Genomic DNA, 20,494 nt, shown 5'->3' on the forward strand with positions numbered 1-20,494 from the left:
AGGGTTAGGCAGCACCGCGCACCTCGGCCTTACTTGGCGCACTGCGCCAACAACTCCCGAATACGGGCCTGATATACCTGCCGTGAGGTAGCTGATTCCATGATCTTCTGCTTGATGAGTGCGTCGCCCACCTTGGTTGCTGCAAACGACTCCAGTTGCTTGTACTCGGCGTCGCTGAAGTTTGGCAACGGACTTGGAAGGGGCTCACCGAGTTGCTGGTATGCCTGCAGCTTGCCGTGTTGGGTGTACTTCTTCCCAACTTCGCTGGCAAAGAAACTCTCGGCCTGACGCAACTCAGACGCCGCGAAGTGCTGAGACAGCAGGCCATCTACTACATCGGAGAACGAGTTTGATGGAAGCGCGGCCACGCACTGACCTCGATTTGATGGGACCTTTCCCGCTCTCACGCCTTGAGCTACGGAGAGTTTTACGCCGACGAGAACCGACTCAGAGAACGCCAACGTCATGGCCGGTGATAAAGATTCACTGGCGGCCGAAGTGGCAACTGTAGAAATGATGAAGGCGATCGCGAAATGAATGCGCATGTGCATGTTGTGCTGCCTAACGTTTGACATGAGAGGCCCGACCCGGCTTGCCGGGGCGGGTCCTCTCGATGGAAGGGTTAGGCATCGCTATTACGCGGAGACTGGAGTGCATATTTCGATAAGCACTCCGTCGGGTGCCCTCACATAAGAAACCGTTTGACCCCATGGCTTCTGCGAAGGAGGGGATAGCTCCTTTGCGCCGAACTGAATGGCCTTCTTGTGAGCGGAAGCTACATCAGCAGTGACGATTGCCAATTCCATTCCCAGCGGCTTCGCCGAAGTGCTCGCATGCACGTGACCGCCTGGGAAATTTGCGTCTCCGAGTTCGTGCGCTGCAAAGGACAGTGTCGTGCTTCCTGTATTGAGCTCTCCGTAGGTGCCCGACTCGTGCAGGAACTGCTGCTCAAACCCGAACGCCTGGGTGAAGAACTTGAGTGACTCCGAGACGTTTGGGACGTAGACGATGACGTAGCCGAGTTTCATTTCTCTCTCACTCAGTGTGACGATGGATGCGCTCTGCGATGCCTAACGTTTGACATGAGCTGCGTGACCCGGCTTGCCGGGGCACGTCAGCTCGATGGAAGGGTTAGGCATCGCGCTGGCGACACCACTCAGAGTATGAAAGATGGCTCTTGCTCCAACGGTGCTCGTTGTGCAGCTTCATTTGCGCTTCAAAGCCAATTTCTTCCTGCTGTTTAGACCAGAAGACGCTTTCAAGCTGCTCTCGGGATTGAACGTACTGAACGCTTCGGTGGCCATTCAGCCGCCAGTTCTCTTTCGTCAGCGCCACGCGATCAAGCACTCTTCGATCTGGGCACGCACCTAGCTGTAAGAAGACTTGCCTAAGTAGCGTCGCGGTGAAAGAAGCTAGCAAGTCGTCTATGTCTTTGGACTCAGATATCGCGCTCTCGCCTCGGGCGAGGTTGGTTTCGACTTCGCATGCCCAAGCTTCATCTCTAATCTTGACGTTCTCCTGAACGCCAATACGGATAGCTTTGATTGCTTTGAGGGTGTGCTTTCGCCAGGAAACAAGCGAGGTTGTTTCCTTCAGTTCGTACCAAGCCGTCCGACCGAGCAACTGCTCCAGCGCAGTCTTCAATGCGTACCGATGCTCAAGATTGTGTTCGAGTGGCATTGGCGATGCCTAACGTTTGACATGAGAGGCATGACCCGGCTTGCCGGGGCATGTCCTCTCGATGGAAGGGTTAGGCCGCAGGTCGCTTCGACTTCGTGAGCGCACGCTTGATAAGCATGACCCTTGGTGCGATGGCTTCAGAGGTTCGGTTCCCAGAAAATGAAATCTCATCCGTGGGCAGCTTGGTGCCGCGTTTGTTAAAGAGAACGTGACCTTCTGTCTGCGCGTGCAGGATTAGCGCCTTTTCAAGGATCTTCACTTGCACTTTGGCACGCTCGGATGAGCGAGTCTTTACCGTGCAGTACATAAAGAAGCGCTCACCCTTAGGCGAGTTCTCTATCTCTTTCATAAGAGCAAGCGAGTTCAGATGACTCTTGACCCTGCCCTTGACGGAGAGGGTCTCTCCGATATAAATCGGGACCACGCAATCCCCATACTTTCTGCCGAATACATACACGCCTGGCACAGCTGGAAGTTCGTCTATGTCGATTTCTTAGATGAGCTTAGGTGACTTGCTTCTCTTGAGGTGTATTGGCTTCGACCACGCGGCTTCAATCTGCATTTTCTCCTCCGGTTGTTGTAATCGAGGCAGGCATTCTCCCCTCCTGCGGCCTAACGTTTGACATGAGAGGCGGCGCCCGGCTTGCCGGGTGACGTCCTCTCGATGGAAGGGTTAGGCCGCACCGCTACTTGCATAGGATTGCCCAGCGCTCGTGATCGCGCCAGCGGCCACCGATTTTCAGATAGCGAGGAGAGTAGCCCTCCTGCTGAAAGCCAAGGGATTGAACCAAAGCGATAGATGCCTCGTTGCCTACTTGGATGTTTGCTTCCAGTCTGTGCAACTTCAGCTCTTTCCACGCCTTCGTTGCAATGATGGTTTGTAGAGCCCACTTCATGTAGCCGAGGCGCTCGAAGCCTTTGAACATGTAGTACCCGAGGTAGGCGCTTTGAAACTGGCCGCGGACGATGTTCGTGATTTCAATGTAACCGGCGATCTTGCCGGTTTCGTAGTCTCGAATCAGGTAACCATAGTCGTTTGGGCCTTGCCTGCGGTTGGCCAGTTCTTCTGCTTCCTGCTTCGTTGTGGGCGGATGAACCCAAGAACGATGAAGTGACTTGCTTCTGTTCGCGGCGGTGGCGAACTCTTTTGCATGGATGTCGTGGAAGTATGAGAGCGCTGGTGCCATGTGCGGCCTAACGTTTGACATGAGAGGCCCGGCCCGGCTTGCCGGGGCGGGTCCTCTCGATGGAAGGGTTAGGCGGCTGCGCGATGGCGCCGGCAGCTGACTGAGCAGGCGTGCTTGAGGAACTGTTCATGCTCTTCTTTTTCATCGGGACGACGCGTAGAGCAGTATGAATGCTACATAGCCAGCAAGGAGTATCGGCAGCCAGTAGAGAGCCGGAAGCCACCAATGGAGGAGCTTTCCGGCGTTCGGCTTTTCGGGTGGGAAGTACACCTGAACATCGCGCCCTGCACGATGGCACCACCGGAAGTTTGATATTCCGTCCGCTTCGATTACATAGCGAACGCCGTCTACCGAGTATTCAACGACTGACGTGAAGTAGGTGTCATCGAAGGAGTCAGCATGCTCTCTTGGCGCCAGAGTTTTTCCGTTTGCTCGCCTCGTATTGCGCATGAGCTTCCTGTGGTTCGATATGAGAGCGACGCCCGCACCAACGGGAAGAAGCAAGAAAAGTAGCGATGCGACGAGGACGAGGCTCACAGACGCCTAACGTTTGACATGAGAGGCTCGACCCGGCTTGCCGGGGCGAGTCCTCTCGATGGAAGGGTTAGGCATCGCTTTCACGCTGAAACCGGAGTGCAAATTTCGATAAGCACCCCGTCGGGTGCCCTGACATAAGACACCGTCTGACCCCAGGGCTTCTGCGAAGGAGGAGAGAGCTCCTTCGCGCCGAGCTGAATGGCCTTCCTGTGAGCAGAGGCGACATCGGCTGTGACGATGGCTACTTCCATTCCGAGTGGCTTCTCCGAGGCGCTCGCATGCACATGACCCCCTGGGAAACTGGTGTCTCCGAGTTCGTGTGCAGCAAAGGACAGCGTTGTGCCTCCGGTATCGAGCTCTCCGTAGGTGCCAGATTCGTGCAGAAACCGCTGCTCAAACCCGAACGCTTCGGAGAAGAACTTGAGGGACTCCGAGACGTTTGGAACGTAGACGATGACGTAGCCAAGTTTCATTTCGTACTTTCCGGTTGAGGCTGTACGCGCTCTGCGATGCCTAACGTTTGACATGAGAGGCGGCGCCCGGCTTGCCGGGCGACGTCCTCTCGATGGAAGGGTTAGGCGTCGACTGCGATTCGGCCATAGTCGTCGATGCACGCTGCATGCCTCGCAAAGACAATTCCGTATGAGGTACTCGCCTCATAGATGAATCCCACGAGTTCGAAGTACTCCACAGGCTCAGTCCGGTAGCGAAATAGCGGTCCACCGCTCATGCCTCCCAGCTCAGATGCGGGGGCAAGCCCACCAGAACCATCGGGCCAATAAGAGTCTTCGAGATTCAGCTGGATTGCTGAGTGATCAGAAGACGCCTGTGCGATTGGAGCTAGAAACGACACGAATGGTGTTCCAAGTCGGCCAGTCTCCTCGATGCGTAGAAGGCCGGGATATCCACCGAGTATGACGATGTCTGATTCTGCAACGGCGGTTGGTGGCCATTTGGGCGCTCCATGAGGAGAGGCTCGAGAGGCAGCCAAAAGAACCGGGGGCAGGTCAAAAGTTGCAAGGTCCAAGCTACTGCTGTAGTCGACCAGATAGTCTTCGAGTTCGACTCGAACGCTTCCAACCTGGCACTCAAGATCCGCGAACTCTTTCCTTTGCGCGCGGTACTTCTCGAACACGTGGCCAGCAGTAACGCAGAGCGTCCTCTTGCCGGTATGAACAAAAGTAGCAGTTCCGCTGTGGAGTACAGCACTGCCGATCGGCGACGAGGAGCGTGACCACCAGATGGCAGCCGTGGAATTCTGTGCTATCGCCCGAATGTGCGGAAAGTATCCTGACGCTTCCGCGCGATCGGCCCAAGCCTTCCTCTCAGCTTCCATAGATGTTTGGTCGACGCCTAACGTTTGACATGAGAGGCTCGACCCGGCTTGCCGGGGCGAGTCCTCTCGATGGAAGGGTTAGGCGTCACCGGCATTCGACGCCTTGGCCAAGATTTTTGACCAGAAGGCTGAGCTCGGGAAGCTGGTTGAAGCCGCTCGCATACTGGAAGTAGCGCTTACCGCTAACCGGCGCTTGCTCCATTGCTGAGCAAGGAAAGACCTGTACGACCGCAAGAGGTTGCGCGGATTTGAGGAAGCTGACTTCGGTGCTGCACGCATACTTTGCCGCTGCTATTCCAGTCGGCTTTCTGACTTGTGCCATCTCAGCCGCGAGCTTCTTCACTTGCGTGAGATCTTGAACCTCAATTGTCTTTTCAGGTGCTCTCTTGCAACGAGCGACCACGATCCTGATGGCGGTCGAATCTTGGATGGACGGTGGAGGAGGAGACGGTTCGCCAGCGAATGCTTGAGCGACTGCCAATGAGCAAGTCAGTCCAGCTGAGAGACGGTGAACGCGCTTCATGACGCCTAACGTTTGACATGAGAGGCGGCGCCCGGCTTGCCGGGCGACGTCCTCTCGATGGAAGGGTTAGGCCGCTGCGTGCCTCGACACCGCATTCTCATTGCTCTTCCGCTAAGAGATCGTGAATCTCTTGCCCATAGAAGTGGAACAGTGCTGTATCGATTAGCTCTCTAAAGCCACAGCCCCATTTGTCTCCGAGTGAGGTCATGTTTTCGTACAGCTCAACAGGTGCATACCAAGTGAACCGTTTTCCGCGAAGTGAGGGATCTCCCAAGCGCGTAAGTTCCTCGGGCATGAATCGTGTGTCAGGCTGATAGCTGAAGCGACAGGCTTGAGTAATGACATCCTTCTGCGAGAGAGACTTCTTCTTCGCAAGAGATGCAAGCATTGACGCGAGCTCTGGACTCATTGGCCATTGCACCCGCTTGTAGCCATTTGATTCAAGGTAGGCGTAGACCTTGCGGCTGCCATACGTCTTAGGGCCTCCGTAGATAGAGATGACGGTTGCTGACATTTCATTCTCCGAATCTGGAAGCTTGAATTGCAGCATCTGTCAGATTGCCTTGCAAGTTAACGCGGGAAAGTTAACGTGGCTCGGTGCTCGTGAACTCAGCGGCCTAACGTTTGACATGAGAGGCTCGCCCCGGCTTGCCGGGGCGAGTCCTCTCGATGGAAGGGTTAGGCATCTGTGTGTGGCCTCGCATACCCAAGACCGATGCTCTCAATAAGATCTTGGTTTGACTCGAGATCGTTGTTGTATGTCGCTATTCCCAATGACGGAAAGTCATAGCCGTAGCAGTCTTCCTGATACTGGCTCGCCTTGGAGGAAAGTAGCGCGACAACTTCCGCGACCGAGAGTTGAAAGAGATCCTTCCCATAAAGAAGGAACTTGGCAACTGACTCGCTCGGCTTTGATATTTCTATGTGGTTGACCTTGCTTTCCGCGTCGTAGTGAATGATGAGGCCAACTGGACCACATTGATCCGATCGAACTGCGGAATCTTCTGTCTTAAAGAAGCTTTGGTAGACATACGTGAATGCACGGCTTACCTCATCCTTTGACATGCCTAGACGAATTGGCCCAACGCCGGACAAGGGCTCAATAGTGAGAGTGTGAAGAGGGTGCATGCGGAATTTCAGATGCCTAACGTTTGACATGAGAGGCTCGACCCGGCATGCCGGGGCGAGTCCTCTCGATGGAAGGGTTAGGCGGCGGTTTTCACTACCGTGGCGGTGCCGTTTGCCTTGACGGACGATATGCCGTCTTCTCTGCTCGCAGCCGCTTTGTACATTTGGCTGGTGCCGATGATCTGGTGGTTTGCGGCTTTCAGATTGAAATAGAACCGACCGTCCTTCGAGTCCTTGCGCTCGTATCGCTCATCGCTGCTGCAGTTCTTTTGCACTGATGCAATGCCATTCTCAGCGCTGGATTTGCTCTCGTAGATCTCGCTCGAAAGAATGACCTCTCCGTTCCCGGCCTTCAGCACGAAGGACGTTTGCCCTTTGTCGTTTGTTTTCAGTTCATACCAGCCAGCCATAGAGCCTCCAGTTACTGTTGATGCCCGGGAGTGGGCTGCTCATACTACCTTTCAAGAGAAGGACGGCCAGCAGTCGCGTGTTAGTGGTGCATAGAGCGGAATTGCCGCCGCCTAACGTTTGACATGAGAGGCCCGACCCGGCTTGCCGGGGCGGGTCCTCTCGATGGAAGGGTTAGCCGGCTGTTGGCACAGCTCGACCAGCGCCAACCGAATACCCTGGGGCAGCGGACGCGAACGGAGAGGAACTGCTGACTCTTGAATTTGCATCTGCATCTTGGGTTAGGCCGTCTTTGTCTTTGGCTCGAATGCGCTCAGGCGACGCGACGCAGAAGACCTCGCTGAACAGGCACTTCATTCTTGGCTCTGCGCACATGGCTGGCAAGCCCGCGAGTGCACTCTCTGAAACCTTCGAGGCGCCTCGATTCTTGGCCACCGGGTTCTTCCGAAGTAGCACGGCCTGGACCCAATCGGTGGCAAGCGCGAAGGCCGTGGGACCGGCACTGACTGGCCTCTTCGTGAAAGGAGCAGGGCCTTGAACTCTCTCGCAAGCGCTCCGGCCTTGCGCCCTGCACTGGACTGCTTCTGCTGCGAATGGGAGATGGCACTGAAGCAACGCATTCGATTGCGAGCCGGCTAACGTTTGACATGAGAGGCCCGACCCGGCTTGCCGGGGCGGGTCCTCTCGATGGAAGGGTTAGGCGCCATTCTGCCTAGCTCTGAGGCTGGGCCGGCCGAGCCAGAACCTCATGGTTTCGAGCGAGCGACGCTCCTGTGCCGATAGATCGCTACCAGCCAGAGCCTCCAGCTCTTTGAGAACTTGATCTGCACCAACGCGCGAACCGAGGTACTGCGGGAACTGCTCGACGCTTAGCTCGTAGCGGGATAGAGCCGCGCTGAGAACTGCCCTTAGATCGAGTACTGCTTCGGGTTGAAGCGCGACAAGTAGACGACCTGCAAGCTCTTGAGCGGCTGACCCTTCGGGTGGCGCATTGCCTTCCGTGAAGACCTGTAGCAAACCCTGGGCAAGCTCTTGCTGAGGCACCTTCTGGAACCGAGAAGCCAATTGGCTGAATTGCTGCGGATTGCGGTCTCCAAACCGCGCAGCACTTTCAACGACTAGAGATGTGACCTCTGCGGCTTTCATGGCGCCTAACGTTTGACATGAGAGGCCAGGCCCGGCTTGCCGGGACTGGTCCTCTCGATGGAAGGGTTGGGCGTCATTTCGCGGTCTGGCCTGCTTGAAGCCCACGGAGGATTTGAACCTTCAGTTGTTCGGCCTCGCGCTCGCTCTTCGGCTCTAGCGCCCGTTTATCTCCGATGTTCAAGAGAGAGGCCAGCGACCACTGAACAACTGTTCCTTCGCGCAGCGTATTGACTTCGACGGTGCGGCCTTTCTTTTCGCGAAGCGTCAAGTGGTAGCCGTAGGACTCCTTCCACCAGAACGGAATGGCGAGCGACAAGAGTGCTGCAGCCGGGTTGTGACTGGGCGTAGTCCAGTGAGCACGTCTAGGCGTTTTGTGAATCTCTACTGCAATGTCGGCTGTCGCGTCAGCTGACGGTTTGACATCTATAAAGAGTTCGGTCTTCTTCAGGATCTCAGCCACTTCCTTGACCAAGTAGGTGCAGTGAGCGAACTCGACTTGCGCTCCGTGCTCGCAACTTGCAATTGCCGCGGTTAGTGCGGGCTTGGGCGCGTTTGAGATCGAAGCCGTCTCTTCGCCGCTCAGCGGCGGTGGGATTGGCACAGACGTACAGCCAGCCGCGAACATCGAGAGGGCTAGGAAGTAGTGGCTTTGCATGGCGATCGGTTTATGACGCTCAACGTTTGACATGAGAGGCCCGCCCCGGCCTGCCGGGGCGGGTCCTCTCGATGGAAGGGTTAGGCGCCATTCTGGCCCGACCTCAGCCCCATTGGCTGAAAGGCGATGCCGTGCATGCGCTGAACCTCGCCTTGGCGGACAAAGCCGAACCTTTCGTAGACGGGCACAGCATTGAGGCTTGAGTTGACAGTGAACTCACCGGGATTCCCGGCTCCAAGTGCCTTTGCTTTAGCAGTGCTCCAGAGCTGAGTTGCCAAGCCCTTGCCTTGAAACTCTTTGGCAACGAACAAGTGGAATAGGTGAGAGTTGTCGCGCAGTGCGATGAACCCAAGAAGCTTTTCGTTTCCTTTGGCGACAAAGTACGAGAAATTGCTGGCGCTCAAGTAACCACGCTCAGCCTCTTTGCTGACTGAAGCAAGGAACGGCTCGGCACCCTCGCGCGAAGGGGACAGAAAGAACGGCTCACTAAGCTCGATGATCAGCTTGCTGATTTCCTCAGCATCGGAGACTGTTGCCGCGACGACTTTCATGGCGCCTAACGTTTGACATGAGAGGCGCTGACCGGCTTGCCGGGCAGCGTCCTCTCGATGGAAGGGTTAGGCGCCGCTCTCACCTCTGCCCCGACCTGGCCAGCACTTGCGGGCCAAACACAAACGACGCACTTTGGATGAGCCCGCGCTCAACCACATAGATGCAAACCAGCTCTATATGACCAGGGCCTTCTGTGAAATCTCTGGAGACGTCTTCGTGATCGATGACGACAGACCCCATGACCGTGCGCTTGATGAGCTTGGCATGCAGGCTTGGCTCTTTGAAGCGTGGTTCCGTGCGTGCTCGAATTTCAGCGTGCCCTGAAGTCAGGAGCTTGCCTGGGTGCTCGTATTGCTTTGCGTCAGAGGCGTAAGTAGCAAGCCAGCCTTCTATGTCTTTGGCGTTGTAGGCATCCAGCTGGCGCTGGACAACGACTTCAGGTGATGACCACTCAGGCATAAGCTTCCGTACAGAGAGTTTTTTGGATTGCGACTCTAGCGGCGTCTAACGTTTGACATGAGAGGCTCGACCCGGCTTGCCGGGGCGAGTCCTCTCGATGGAAGGGTTAGGCAGCACCGCGCACCTCGGCCTTACTTGGCGCACTGCGCCAACAACTCCCGAATACGGGCCTGATATGCCTGCCGTGAGGTAGGTGATTCCATGATCTTCTGCTTGATGAGTGAATCGCCCACCTTGGTTGCAGCAAACGACTCCAGTTGTTTGTACTCGGCGTCGCTGAAGTTCGGCAACGGACTTGGAAGAGGTTCACCGAGTTGCTGGTATGCCTGCAGCTTTCCGTATTGGGTGTACTTCTTCCCAACTTCGCTGGCAAAGAAACTTTCGGCCTGACGCAACTCAGACGCCGCGAAGTGCTGAGATAGCAGGCCATCTATTACATCGGAGAACGAGTTTGATGGAAGCGCGGCTACGCACTGACCTCGATTTGAAGGGACCTTTCCGGCTCTTACGCCTTGAGCTACGGAGAGCTTTACGCCGACGAGAACGGACTCAGAGAACGCCAATGTCATGGCCGGTGATAAAGATTCACAGGCGGCCGAAGTGGCAACTGTAGAAATGATGAAGGCGATCGCGAAGTGAATGCGCATGTGCATGTTGTGCTGCCTAACGTTTGACATGAGCTGCGTGACCCGGCTCGCCGGGGCACGTCAGCTCGATGGAAGGGTTAGCCGGCTGTTGGCGCAGCTCGACCCGCGGCGACCGAATACCCCAGGGCAGCGGACGTGAACGGAGCGGAAACGCTGACCCTTGAATTTGCTTTTGCATTCTTGGTTAGGCCGTCTTTGTCTTTCGCTCGACTGTGCTCAGGCCGGGCTGAAGCGGCACATGATTCTTGACTCTGTGCGACAGGCGAGCCAGGCCGAGAGTGCACCCTCTGAAATCTTGGAGTTGCCGCGATTCTCGGCCACCGGATTCTTACGAAGTAGCACGGCCTTGACCCAATTGATGGCAAGCGCGCAGGCCGTGCGACCGGCACTCGCTGAATTCTTTGTGGAAGGAGCAGTGCCTTGAACTCTCTCGCAAGCGCTCCGACCTTGCGCCCGGCACTGAACTGCTGCTGCGAACCCGAGCATGGCACTGTCGTAACGCATTCGATTGCGAGCCGGCTAACGTTTGACATGAGAGGCCCGACCCGGCTTGCCGGGGCGGGTCCTCTCGATGGAAGGGTTAGGCGCCTGGCGGAAGAGTGGCACTTTGGACCTGCCCAGTAGCACGATGTTTGGTTGCATAGGCATTCGGCTACCGCTCGACTAGTTTTCTTGCAGCTTAATGCCACGCAGTCTTGATACAGCCTCTTCCGACCCAAAGCGACCAGCCTTCTTGTAGATCTCTAGCTTTGCGTTTTCGTCTGAGCACACTTGACCAAGAATCTCCACGGCGATGATTCGGTGAGGCTCAATTCTGGCCTCGTACTTCTCTAGCAAAGCGAGTTCTTGCTCATCGGATTCATGCCCATCTAGAGCATGGAAGGCATAGAAGTCTTCGTACTTTTCACAGAACTCGTCGAAAGACAACTGACCTGAAGCGCATTGACGTATTAGATCGTCGTGCAACGAGAGGGCTGCTACGAGTGCGGCTTCTGATTCGAAGATGACCATTGAGGCGCCTAACGTTTGACATGAGAGGCCCGACCCGGCTTGCCGGGGCGGGTCCTCTCGATGGAAGGGTTAGGCGGCACTCTACGCCTTGCCACCAAACCAATGCATGAGCAACGCTCCGCCCAGAGCAAACAGGCAAAAGTACGTGCCGAGTGCGCCGATGAAGCGAAGGGGATGCCGCTCGGCGACCGAGGGGATGAGGAACATGCCAGTTGCATGCAAAAGCCTGCATAGCAAGACCGCTATTGCTAGGCCGATGACGAATGGACCAGGAGCTACGGCGTTGAGGTAGAGGAGCCCTGCGACGAAGAGAGGGATGTACTCCGATGCATTGCCGTGAGCCCGTATGGCCTTCGTGAGCATTGCTTCCGATACAGAGGGATCGCTTCGGCGCTTGAGACGCACTCTTGAGACATTAAGACTCAATGCGGCATAGAAGAGAACAAGGACGGCGACGCAGAGCACGACTGGGTCTTTCATGGGGCCTTTTGCGTATGTGTGCGGGCTTTTGTGCCGCCTAACGTTTGACATGAGAGGCCAGGCCCGGCTTGCCGGGACTGGTCCTCTCGATGGAAGGGTTAGGCGTCGGGTTCTTCGAATACATGACGTGTCTCACAGACAAGCTATTTCGACAGGACGATTGTCACCAACGCAGATGAGTCTTCGACGGCGACTACGCCATGCGATGCGGACCTTGCCAGAAAGAGCATCTCTCCAGCTTCAAGCAGATGGCTCTGTGAATTGACCGTGACATCGATTCGACCCTCGATGCACTGGATGGTGATCTCGCCTGCGACGCTATGTGGCGGAAGTGACTTTCCTGCCAGAAGCACGAGACGTATCACTTCAAGCTGCTCAGACTTGAACAGCGCGGTGGTCTTTGCGCTCTGAAGGCGCAGGCCCAATGGACGAACGTCGATGAGCTGACCAGGATTTGCGTGTGGGATTGCCATGTGCACAGTATGCGTCGCTGACGCTCCACCCGACGCCTAACGTTTGACATGAGAGGCGCTTGGAGGCCGAAGGCCGGAAAGCGTCCTCTCGATGGAAGGGTTAGGCGCCCGCATACCGTTTGGCAATCTTGGACGCCATAGCTCGCACTTCTGCGTTTCGGTCATTCTGCGCCGCCAGCAAAAGCGGAGCGGCCGCAGCTTCTGACGTGCCAATGGCCTCCAGGCAGCGGAGTGCAAGCCGCCGGGTATGACCAGATGAGCTCCTGATGGCGCTCGCGACGAGTGGAAGGCCAGCAGAAGCGTTGTGACCGATATGGATGAACGCGAATAGCAGCGCTTCGACATGAACGGCGCTTTCAACTCTCTCGAGTAGGAGCGGCATCACCTGTTCGGGTGTATCAAGCCCGACATGAGACAGCGTGAAGATTGCAGCCTTTTGAACTTCGGGATCGGGATGATCTAGCAGCAGGCGGATACCTGCGATGGTTTGCTTTGCAGCTGGGCCGATCGTGTGCAAAGCCGCAAGCGACCGGAAGACAACACCTCGGTCTGAGGACTGAAGCAGAGCAACCAATGCCGGCGCCAAGTCGTCCGTGAGCTGTTGCGACAAGCGACAGCGATACAAGACCGCCTTGTTGTTCGCTTCGACTTGATCGAGGAGTTCAGCTGGCACTACGGACTCCAGGGCGCCTAACGTTTGACATGAGAGGCGCTTGGAGGCCGTAGGCCGGAAAGCGTCCTCTCGATGGAAGGGTTAGGCAGCAGTCTTCGGGAGGTGAAGCATCGCGTAACCAAAGCTGGCTCCATAGAAGAGCCAGCAGAAAAAGAAGACTTTGATCGTCCGAAGCGGGCGTAGGCCGGACAAATTTGACTTTCGCAGTTGCTCTAGGAGCAAAAGTTGCTTCGCTCGTTCGCCGGGGTCTGAAGTCTCTCTGCCAATCCTTCCCTCCAGAATTTCGCCGAGTTCAGTGAAAGACTGCCTTTCCGTATATCGGCTCTTCATCCGCGCACCAAACAGCATGACTGTCATGTCATAGGCGACCAATTGGTACATAGGTTGCGGTACGCCCCAACAACCAACAGTGGAAAGGAAGAGCCAGATTCCTTCGTCATTCAGAACCTTCCGATAGTTGAGGATATGGGCTCTGAATGCCTTCAATGCGTCTTCAACAGAAGGTAATTCGGAAAGACTTTGTGGCGTTGTGTCGAGAAACGCTTTCATGCTGTGGGGCGCTCCTTTCTGGGCGGTTTCAAACTTGAAGCGCAACACCAGCGATGTGGTTGAGCTTGAGTTGGTCGAAGACTTCTTGAGGGGTTGCGAAGTCGAGGATAGCGCGAGGGCGGTTGTTCAGGGAGCGCTCGATGGCGGTGAGCTGAGCCTGGGTGACGGTGCTGAGATCCATGCCTTTGGGTAGGTACTCGCGGATGAGCCCGTTGGCATTCTCATTGGAGCCGCGCTGCCAAGGGCTGTGGGGATCACAGAAGAAGACGTCCATGTGCAGACGCTTGGCCAGAGTCTCGTGCTTGGCCATCTCTGCGCCCTGGTCGTAAGTGAGGGTCTTGCGCAGGCTGGCGGGCACGCGGCGTAGCCGTTTGGTGAAGCCTTCCAGCACGGGCGCAGAGCCGAAGCCATCGAGCTTGACGAGCATCACGTAGCGGCTGCTTCGCTCCACAAGCGTTCCGACGGCCGAGGCGTTGCGAGCGCCCTTGATGAGATCACCTTCCCAGTGACCCGGCACGATGCGGGCCGCCACCTCCGGCGGGCGCAGATCGATGGAGGTCATGTTGGGCAGGGTCGTGCGCTTGGAGCCGCGAGCCCGAGGCAGCCGGCCTGCGTGGCTCTTGCGGAGCAAGGTGATGAGCTCAGTGCGCAGCGTGCCGCGTGGTTGGGCATAGATGGCGCAATAGATCGTCTCGTGAGAGACGTAGTCCGGGCTGTTCATGGACTTGAGTCTGCCGGCGATCTGCTGGGGCGACCAGCGGCGGTGCAAGCCGGCTCGGACCAGGCGCCAGAGCGGGCTGCGCCCGGAAGGGCAGAACTTGCGGCGCAAGCAACCCGCCCGCTTGCGGCCGGCGGCATAGGCCCTCTGGCCGAAGAGCGCGACGTAGCGAGTGAACCCGTAGTCCCGAGCGCGCTTGACCTCGCGAGAGACGGTGGAAGGGCTGACGCCGAGCCGCCTGGCGGCGTAACGCTGGCTATGACCTTGGATGAGCAAGGCATCGAGTGCAATGCGCTGAGCTTCGGTGAGATGGCTGTAGTGTGTTCCCATGGTGCAGCACCTTAATGGAGGTGTTGCACTTCAAATCTGAGCCGGCCCTGCTGCCTAACGTTTGACATGAGAGGCGGCGCCCGGCTTGCCGGGCGACGTCCTCTCGATGGAAGGGTTAGAGCGCATTCTTCATCTATCCAAGTAGTGCGAGGTAGACGTATGAAACGAGGGCGGCGGCTAGAAGCGCTAGACCCACATAGATCATTGCTTGCCTAAAGGCTCGATACCAACCTTCGTTGTTGCGTCTGTCGTAGTGGTCCACTATGAGTGAGAGTAAAAGTATTGCGCCGACGATGACGGAGCTGGCTAGCAGCCAAGCTGGCCTGTCATACAGAACCAAGCGACCACCGCCACCTTTTCTTGTTGCGATTTCCAGCTTGTTGTTCAGGAACCCGGATATGCCGTATGCAAGCAAGAGTGCAGCTAAGACGAGGGAATAGAGACGAAGAGCAAACGGAATCTCATTCGGCCTCCAGTTGCTTTTGGCGTCTTGCTGAGACTCTGACTGACTCTTTTTCGACTTGCCCATGTCTCGGCGTCGTATGGCGACTAATGCGCTCTAACGTTTGACATGAGAGGCCCGACCCGGCTTGCCGGGGCGGGTCCTCTCGATGGAAGGGTTAGGCGTCGCGCGTGGCCAGCTTCTACGATTACTTCTACCTTCGTGGTTCACGTTGGCTTTCCTTCTCGTCGGAACGAGGTGGCAGGCTACTACCAGCCTATGGCTGAATCTTCTGGCTCGATGCCATCTTGTACGAGTGGCAACTCTTCGATGCTCACATGCTCGTACATCGGATCCGATGGCAAATGAATCTCTGACCAGAGAAATTCGTTCTTGTCTTCTCTAGATGCTCGCGCTATCGCTAGGCGATCACCCCATGACTTTGCCGCTTCAGCAGAGTTTGCAGCAATGGACATGACGGCGACCCATTCATAGTCTTCGTCGTCTGGATCGGCAAGGAGGTCGCGAAACCAAGCTACGTATACCCAGATGCTCATCCGACGCCTAACGTTTGACATGAGAGGCGGCGCAAGGGCGCAGCCCTTGTGACGTCCTCTCGATGGATGAGTTAGACATCACCCTCGGACTATTCGAAGTACATCTAGCCGACCTGTCGAATCCAGTCACGAACGATGCTTTCAATGCGATCGATCTCGAGTTGGGGCAGTGTGCCCGTGTGCATGATGATGTTTCGGGACATTTCAAGATCGTTGAAGCGGGACATGATCCACGCTTGATCCGGGAAAAGGTCGGAGAAGTTCTCCCAGTTCGCAATGATGATCTGCGCCAAGTTGCCGAACATCGTGTACCCGATCAACGCAGTGGAGCGTGGGGTGTGATAACGCGCGTCGGACTCTTTCTCTTTGAGCTTCTCGACGGCTGTTTTGATTTTCTGTGGCACGGCGGAAGGCCACCAATCTGTCCCAACGCGAGCTAGGAGTCTTTCTGTTATTAGTTCTCGGACCGAATTCTCCAAGCAAAAGAACGCCATGAACACAGATGCCATCTGCGTGGCTTCATAGACGACGCGCGGACTAAAACCTGCTTCTCCTACGTTGATTGTTGGAGGCGTCGCAACGCTGCCGCGCACAGAGATCCCATGCTCGTTGAGTTGGGAAAGTGAGTTTTCCGCCAGCATTGCGTTGAAGACGAACTGCTTTAGCACGACTACACCCCCAAGTTCTCTTTGAGGCTCTTGAAGATCGCGTTGTAGACGGTGATGTCCGTTGTCACTGGAAGATGGATCTGAATGTTGTAGTGATATTCGGAACGCCGACGATGCACAGGTTCATCTGGAATGGCTTCAGGCTTTGGTTTCGTTACTGCTTCTGGCTCCTGTGGCGCAGACTTTCCGGCATCGGGAGGTCTACCGCTCCTTGGTTCGAACTTGGCTAGTGAGACGAGAGTCTTGAACGTTGCGTAGTAGCGGTTGACTGTTTCCTCATCTTTCCCCGTGATTCGAAGCATTGCGCCCTTCACCTCGGTTTCTGGCGCAGAGTTCATATTCGCGTCAATCGAAAACAGATCGGGGTACGCGGCGCGAATGCGTTCACCGAGCACATAGCGCCAGTCGTTGGGGTCCCGCAGGCGGTCGTAATGTTCGGTTGGTGCGCCTGAGTCAGTCAGGAATCCCAAGCCCTTCATTACCGCGACCATGGCCCGGTCGTTTGATGCGCCAAAGCCCCATGTAGCTAGGGTCTCGCGACTGAATCGCTCTGGCTTTGCCGCAGAACGAACTCGCGAAAGGATCGGTTCGATCTTGTTATTGGAAATGATGTACGCGTATGAATCAGGCATTTCATCTCCCTCGAAGCAGGTTGTACGTAAGTCTAGCTAGTGATGTCTAACGTTTGACATGAGAGGCTCGACCCGGCTTGCCGGGGCGAGTCCTCTCGATGGAAGGGTTGGGCGGCGCTGCATACGAGCGTGCAGGGCGCAGCCAGACGAGCAACTTTAGCCGGCGTGTGCTTTCAGGGCACATCGGTTCGCGGCATGGCTCGGACGGTGCAGGGCGCCCACGACGGCTAAACCCAAGGACTGGCTGACGACGACTGCATCGAGTAGGCGCGGTTATCTGCCCGAGGCTCAGAGAAACACATTGCGGTGGTGAACGCAGGCAAAACATTCTCTTCGATAAACCTGAAAGCCGGCCAAACGGGAGAAGGGGAATGCCAGCCATCTTTGCAACTCGGCACGGCTTTGCCCTTTGCGCCGCTCAACGTTTGACATGAGAGGCTCGACCCGGCTTGCCGGGGCGAGTCCTCTCGATGGAAGGGTTAGAGCGCACGCTTGACCGCCGAACTGCTACGCCGAAACGCTATGACCAGGATGGAGGCAGAGCGATCGCGGACTCGACCTTCCAGTGTGTCGGGTTGTCGGGGGCCTGCCTCATGTAGTTCGAATGGCACACTGCTGTTCACACCTGCTGCCAACAAGTAGCGGCGCACGAAGTCAGCTCGTTTCAGAGCGACTTTGAAGCTTTTAAGATCCCTCTCATCTCGGTCGGTGCGACCTACTATGTAGACGGAGTGAATCATGTAAGTTGAATTCATCCTTTCAATCAGCTCATCGAGCTTCTCGGTGCCACTTTCGGGTAGATAGGCCTCCAGTGGATTGAAGTACACATCAACTTCAAAAGAAACTTGCTCTGATTCTGCGCGCGGAACTGAGGATTGAAGTTGAATGCGTCTTCCTGCGATAGCAGGTAACTCATTGAGCTTTGTGATTGCATGCGCGAAGTGTTCGGTCTTTGGGGAAGACAAGCACACGTTCACGATCTCACGGAGCTGGGTTGCAGTGTTTGCCCGGCCAATTGATTCGTCGCTGCAACCTGCCGAAATCGGAGGCTGCGGGGCCATGCATCCAGCAACAGCCATCGAGAAGAGAAGGATGCAGATTCGGATGAGTTGCATGAGTGGTTGCAGGCGTTCGTGCGCTCTAACGTTTGACATGAGAGGCCCGACCCGGCTTGCCGGGGCGGGTCCTCTCGATGGAAGGGTTAGGCGTCGGGCTCTTCGAGTACATGCAGGGCCTCGCAAACGCGCTACTTCGACAGGACGATGGTTACCAGGGCCGAAGAGTCTTCGAGGGCGACGACGCCATGCGAGGCGTACCTTGCTAGAAAAAGCATTTGTCCCGCTTCAAGCAGATGACTCTGTGAATCTGCCGTGACATCGATTCGACCTTCGACGCACTGGATAGTGATTTCACCTGCGACGCTATGTGGCGGAAGCGACTTTCCAGCCTGAAGCACGAGACGTATGACTTCAAGTTGCTCAGACTTGAAGAGCGCGGTGGTCTTCTCGCTCTGGAGGCTTCGCCCAAACGGCCGAATGTCGATGAGCTGACCAGGGGTTGCGTGTGGGATTGCCATTTGCACAGTATGCGTCGCAGACGCTCCCTCCGACGCCTAACGTTTGACATGAGAGGCCCGAGCCGGCTTGCCGGGGCGGGTCCTCTCGATGGAAGGGTTAGGCGCTTCAGCGGCACTGGCACTCACTGTTTGCCTCTTTGTAGATTGCCTTCGGTGTGGCTGGGCCTGTGTAGACGAGGATGCCAGACTTGCCGGTTGCGGAACAGCGCGTTTCACAAGCCTTCTCAGGGGAAGAGACGTTTCGAAGCGAATAGGCCAGTAGCAAGGACGCTGCAACGAGCAAGGTGAACCCCGCCAGCACTGCAACGTGACGGCGCGCCTTGATTCCGTTGCTTGCCCGCGCGGCTGATTGTCTCGGCTTCAATGTGTTTACCTTCTCGTGAAGATAGTTGCACAGACGACCAAAGCCAGTACAGCTGCCCACCCAAGCCACTCGCGCTTGGTGAGGAATCTTCCATTTCTGTCGTTCTTGTTCGCGTCAAAGATGAGCGGCCAAAGCAGAAGATAGGAAAGCCAGGACTTCTTTTCGTTGGTTGGTGAACTCCGGCTGGACTGAAATAGGTAAATGGCCACCGCGCCGACGACTGCGATTAGGAATGCTCCGATAAGGTACGAATCGTCGGCCATGGGAATTGAAGCGCCTAACGTTTGACATGAGAGGCGGCGCCCGGCTTGCCGGGCGACGTCCTCTCGATGGAAGGGTTAGGCCGCACCGCACGTTTGCGCCCAGCTTTCATTTTGGCTTCCACTTGCTGTGCTCGATGACTTCCTTGTATTCCTTGCAAGACGGGACATCGACAAGCATGGCGCGATGCTCTATTGCAAAGAGATCTTCTGCACAGTCACCGACTTCGCTGCCAAACTGCTTGTACTGTTCTGGATGCACTACGCGAGGGGGTTGCTTTCCAAGAACTCTTTGAATACAAGTTCGAGTTGAGCGTTTCAATCCCGCTTGACACTGTTGATCAGTTGTCTTGATGCAGGTGCGCAGCGGGATGTTTTGCGCGCACATTCCCGATGGAAGTTCACGTTGCATTAGTTCGGACCACTGTTCCAGTTTGGCATCAGCAGCGTGAACTGCTGGGGCGAGGAAGAGGAGTAGCGGAAGCGAAAAGTCAATGACGAACTTCATATGCGGATGGCGAATGTTGTGCGGCCTAACGTTTGACATGAGAGGCCTGACCCGGCTTGCCGGGGCAGGTCCTCTCGATGGAAGGGTTAGGCATCGCTTGTTTTACCGACGGTGTGCCTAGATCGCAGTGCCGTGGATCTTGTAGCGATGAGCGTGATGCCTTCTGATTCGATGGTCTAGTGAATCTCATCATCTTCTTGTGCTTCTACTGGCCACTCATTGAAAACGTAGCACTCGCCTTCTGCGACCGCCAGGTCAAACCATTTGAGCCATTCTGGTTGATCTAGGTAATCATCTCGCTCGGCAAAAACTGGCTCCTCTTCAATGCCGAGTACAAGCCAACCGTTGTCTTTGAAGTTTTGTAGTGCGAGCTCAGTTGCCTTCTCAACAGAATCAGCAGCGACAAAACAATTCACGAAGGCACCGCCAACACTTGAGAAGTGCTCACTATCGGGCGCAGGTGTGACTTCGTATTGGATGTAGTACATGGCGTTCTGACTTGCGATGCCTAACGTTTGACATGAGAGGCCCGACCCGGCTTGCCGGGGCGGGTCCTCTCGATGGAAGGGTTAGGCGCCGCCATTGCTACGCCTTGCTCAGAACCTGCGGACCAAAGACGAACGATGCGCTTTGAATAAGGCCGCGCTCAACGATGTAGATGCAGACCACCTCAATGTGACCTGGACCTTCTGCGAAGGTGCGTGTGATGTCTTCGTGATCTATGACGATGCTGCCCATGACCGTGCGCTTGATCAGACGGGCGTGGATATTGGGTTCTTGTAGTCGCGGTGCAGTGCGAGCGCGGATCTCTGCGTGCCCTGAAGTCAGGAGCTTGCCCGGGTGTTCGTATTGCTTTGCGTCCGGGGCATAGGTGGAAAGCCAGCCTTCAATATCTCTGGCGTTGTAGGCGTCTAGCTGGCGCTGGACTACGACTTCGGGGGAAGACCAATCGGGCATATGACTTCAGAAGAGGGTTTGGGTACTTCGGATTCCGC

The 20,494-nt window shown here is 56.2% G+C and carries 29 protein-coding genes; all 29 read right to left on the reverse strand.

Annotation, left to right across the window (positions count from 1 at the left end):
- Window positions 1-29 precede the first annotated feature (29 nt).
- On the reverse strand, window positions 30-551 hold the full coding sequence (locus KF892_24220) for a DUF2059 domain-containing protein (protein MBX3628138.1): 522 nt from the start codon (window positions 549-551) through the stop codon (window positions 30-32).
- 84 nt (window positions 552-635) lie between these two features.
- Complete coding sequence (locus tag KF892_24225) at window positions 636-1,028, reverse strand: VOC family protein (protein MBX3628139.1); 393 nt, start codon at window positions 1,026-1,028, stop codon at window positions 636-638.
- Between the two features lie 103 nt (window positions 1,029-1,131).
- Entirely contained in the window at window positions 1,132-1,680 is a 549-nt protein-coding gene (locus KF892_24230; protein ID MBX3628140.1) for a hypothetical protein, read from the reverse strand.
- Between the two features lie 686 nt (window positions 1,681-2,366).
- Entirely contained in the window at window positions 2,367-2,867 is a 501-nt protein-coding gene (locus KF892_24235) for a GNAT family N-acetyltransferase (GenBank protein MBX3628141.1), read from the reverse strand.
- Between the two features lie 141 nt (window positions 2,868-3,008).
- Window positions 3,009-3,404: a DUF3592 domain-containing protein gene (locus KF892_24240; GenBank protein ID MBX3628142.1), complete on the reverse strand. Its 396-nt coding sequence runs from the start codon at window positions 3,402-3,404 to the stop codon at window positions 3,009-3,011.
- Window positions 3,405-3,484: 80 nt separating this feature from the next.
- Window positions 3,485-3,877, reverse strand: coding sequence for a VOC family protein (locus tag KF892_24245; GenBank protein MBX3628143.1), 393 nt, complete (start codon window positions 3,875-3,877; stop codon window positions 3,485-3,487).
- Between the two features lie 101 nt (window positions 3,878-3,978).
- Complete coding sequence (locus KF892_24250; protein ID MBX3628144.1) at window positions 3,979-4,539, reverse strand: hypothetical protein; 561 nt, start codon at window positions 4,537-4,539, stop codon at window positions 3,979-3,981.
- A gap of 286 nt (window positions 4,540-4,825) precedes the next feature.
- On the reverse strand, window positions 4,826-5,263 hold the full coding sequence (locus KF892_24255; GenBank protein MBX3628145.1) for a hypothetical protein: 438 nt from the start codon (window positions 5,261-5,263) through the stop codon (window positions 4,826-4,828).
- Window positions 5,264-5,360: 97 nt separating this feature from the next.
- Window positions 5,361-5,777 (reverse strand): hypothetical protein, encoded by a 417-nt coding sequence (locus KF892_24260; GenBank protein MBX3628146.1) that lies wholly within the window; start codon window positions 5,775-5,777, stop codon window positions 5,361-5,363.
- Between the two features lie 691 nt (window positions 5,778-6,468).
- A complete protein-coding gene (locus tag KF892_24265) occupies window positions 6,469-6,801 on the reverse strand; it encodes a YegP family protein (protein ID MBX3628147.1) in 333 nt (110 codons plus the stop codon).
- 694 nt (window positions 6,802-7,495) lie between these two features.
- Window positions 7,496-7,945 carry a hypothetical protein gene (locus tag KF892_24270; GenBank protein ID MBX3628148.1) on the reverse strand — a complete coding sequence of 150 codons (450 nt, stop codon included), beginning with the start codon at window positions 7,943-7,945 and terminating at the stop codon, window positions 7,496-7,498.
- 73 nt (window positions 7,946-8,018) lie between these two features.
- Window positions 8,019-8,600 carry a hypothetical protein gene (locus tag KF892_24275; GenBank protein MBX3628149.1) on the reverse strand — a complete coding sequence of 194 codons (582 nt, stop codon included), beginning with the start codon at window positions 8,598-8,600 and terminating at the stop codon, window positions 8,019-8,021.
- 80 nt (window positions 8,601-8,680) lie between these two features.
- Window positions 8,681-9,151: a GNAT family N-acetyltransferase gene (locus KF892_24280; GenBank protein ID MBX3628150.1), complete on the reverse strand. Its 471-nt coding sequence runs from the start codon at window positions 9,149-9,151 to the stop codon at window positions 8,681-8,683.
- A gap of 79 nt (window positions 9,152-9,230) precedes the next feature.
- Window positions 9,231-9,611, reverse strand: a complete 381-nt coding sequence (locus KF892_24285; protein MBX3628151.1) for a nuclear transport factor 2 family protein — start codon at window positions 9,609-9,611, stop codon at window positions 9,231-9,233.
- Window positions 9,612-9,742: 131 nt separating this feature from the next.
- Complete coding sequence (locus tag KF892_24290; GenBank protein MBX3628152.1) at window positions 9,743-10,264, reverse strand: DUF2059 domain-containing protein; 522 nt, start codon at window positions 10,262-10,264, stop codon at window positions 9,743-9,745.
- A gap of 657 nt (window positions 10,265-10,921) precedes the next feature.
- Window positions 10,922-11,269: a hypothetical protein gene (locus tag KF892_24295; GenBank protein ID MBX3628153.1), complete on the reverse strand. Its 348-nt coding sequence runs from the start codon at window positions 11,267-11,269 to the stop codon at window positions 10,922-10,924.
- An 81-nt stretch (window positions 11,270-11,350) separates the two neighbouring features.
- On the reverse strand, window positions 11,351-11,749 hold the full coding sequence (locus KF892_24300) for an MAPEG family protein (GenBank protein ID MBX3628154.1): 399 nt from the start codon (window positions 11,747-11,749) through the stop codon (window positions 11,351-11,353).
- A gap of 143 nt (window positions 11,750-11,892) precedes the next feature.
- On the reverse strand, window positions 11,893-12,222 hold the full coding sequence (locus KF892_24305; GenBank protein MBX3628155.1) for a cupin domain-containing protein: 330 nt from the start codon (window positions 12,220-12,222) through the stop codon (window positions 11,893-11,895).
- Window positions 12,223-12,322: 100 nt separating this feature from the next.
- Complete coding sequence (locus KF892_24310; protein MBX3628156.1) at window positions 12,323-12,895, reverse strand: HEAT repeat domain-containing protein; 573 nt, start codon at window positions 12,893-12,895, stop codon at window positions 12,323-12,325.
- A gap of 81 nt (window positions 12,896-12,976) precedes the next feature.
- On the reverse strand, window positions 12,977-13,444 hold the full coding sequence (locus KF892_24315) for a hypothetical protein (protein ID MBX3628157.1): 468 nt from the start codon (window positions 13,442-13,444) through the stop codon (window positions 12,977-12,979).
- Between the two features lie 28 nt (window positions 13,445-13,472).
- Window positions 13,473-14,492 (reverse strand): IS30 family transposase, encoded by a 1,020-nt coding sequence (locus tag KF892_24320; protein ID MBX3628158.1) that lies wholly within the window; start codon window positions 14,490-14,492, stop codon window positions 13,473-13,475.
- Window positions 14,493-14,625: 133 nt separating this feature from the next.
- Complete coding sequence (locus KF892_24325; protein MBX3628159.1) at window positions 14,626-15,021, reverse strand: hypothetical protein; 396 nt, start codon at window positions 15,019-15,021, stop codon at window positions 14,626-14,628.
- 182 nt (window positions 15,022-15,203) lie between these two features.
- Entirely contained in the window at window positions 15,204-15,491 is a 288-nt protein-coding gene (locus KF892_24330; protein ID MBX3628160.1) for a hypothetical protein, read from the reverse strand.
- Window positions 15,492-15,595: 104 nt separating this feature from the next.
- Window positions 15,596-16,159 carry a hypothetical protein gene (locus KF892_24335; protein ID MBX3628161.1) on the reverse strand — a complete coding sequence of 188 codons (564 nt, stop codon included), beginning with the start codon at window positions 16,157-16,159 and terminating at the stop codon, window positions 15,596-15,598.
- A 2-nt stretch (window positions 16,160-16,161) separates the two neighbouring features.
- On the reverse strand, window positions 16,162-16,791 hold the full coding sequence (locus KF892_24340) for a DUF5343 domain-containing protein (GenBank protein ID MBX3628162.1): 630 nt from the start codon (window positions 16,789-16,791) through the stop codon (window positions 16,162-16,164).
- Between the two features lie 479 nt (window positions 16,792-17,270).
- Window positions 17,271-17,906, reverse strand: coding sequence for an OmpA family protein (locus KF892_24345; protein MBX3628163.1), 636 nt, complete (start codon window positions 17,904-17,906; stop codon window positions 17,271-17,273).
- A 1,194-nt stretch (window positions 17,907-19,100) separates the two neighbouring features.
- Window positions 19,101-19,499, reverse strand: coding sequence for a hypothetical protein (locus KF892_24350; GenBank protein ID MBX3628164.1), 399 nt, complete (start codon window positions 19,497-19,499; stop codon window positions 19,101-19,103).
- Window positions 19,500-19,675: 176 nt separating this feature from the next.
- A complete protein-coding gene (locus KF892_24355) occupies window positions 19,676-19,987 on the reverse strand; it encodes a hypothetical protein (protein MBX3628165.1) in 312 nt (103 codons plus the stop codon).
- A 97-nt stretch (window positions 19,988-20,084) separates the two neighbouring features.
- On the reverse strand, window positions 20,085-20,456 hold the full coding sequence (locus KF892_24360) for a nuclear transport factor 2 family protein (protein MBX3628166.1): 372 nt from the start codon (window positions 20,454-20,456) through the stop codon (window positions 20,085-20,087).
- Window positions 20,457-20,494 lie beyond the last annotated feature (38 nt).

This window comes from Rhizobacter sp., from assembly GCA_019635355.1.
Classification (GTDB): Bacteria; Pseudomonadota; Gammaproteobacteria; order Burkholderiales; family Burkholderiaceae_C; genus Rhizobacter.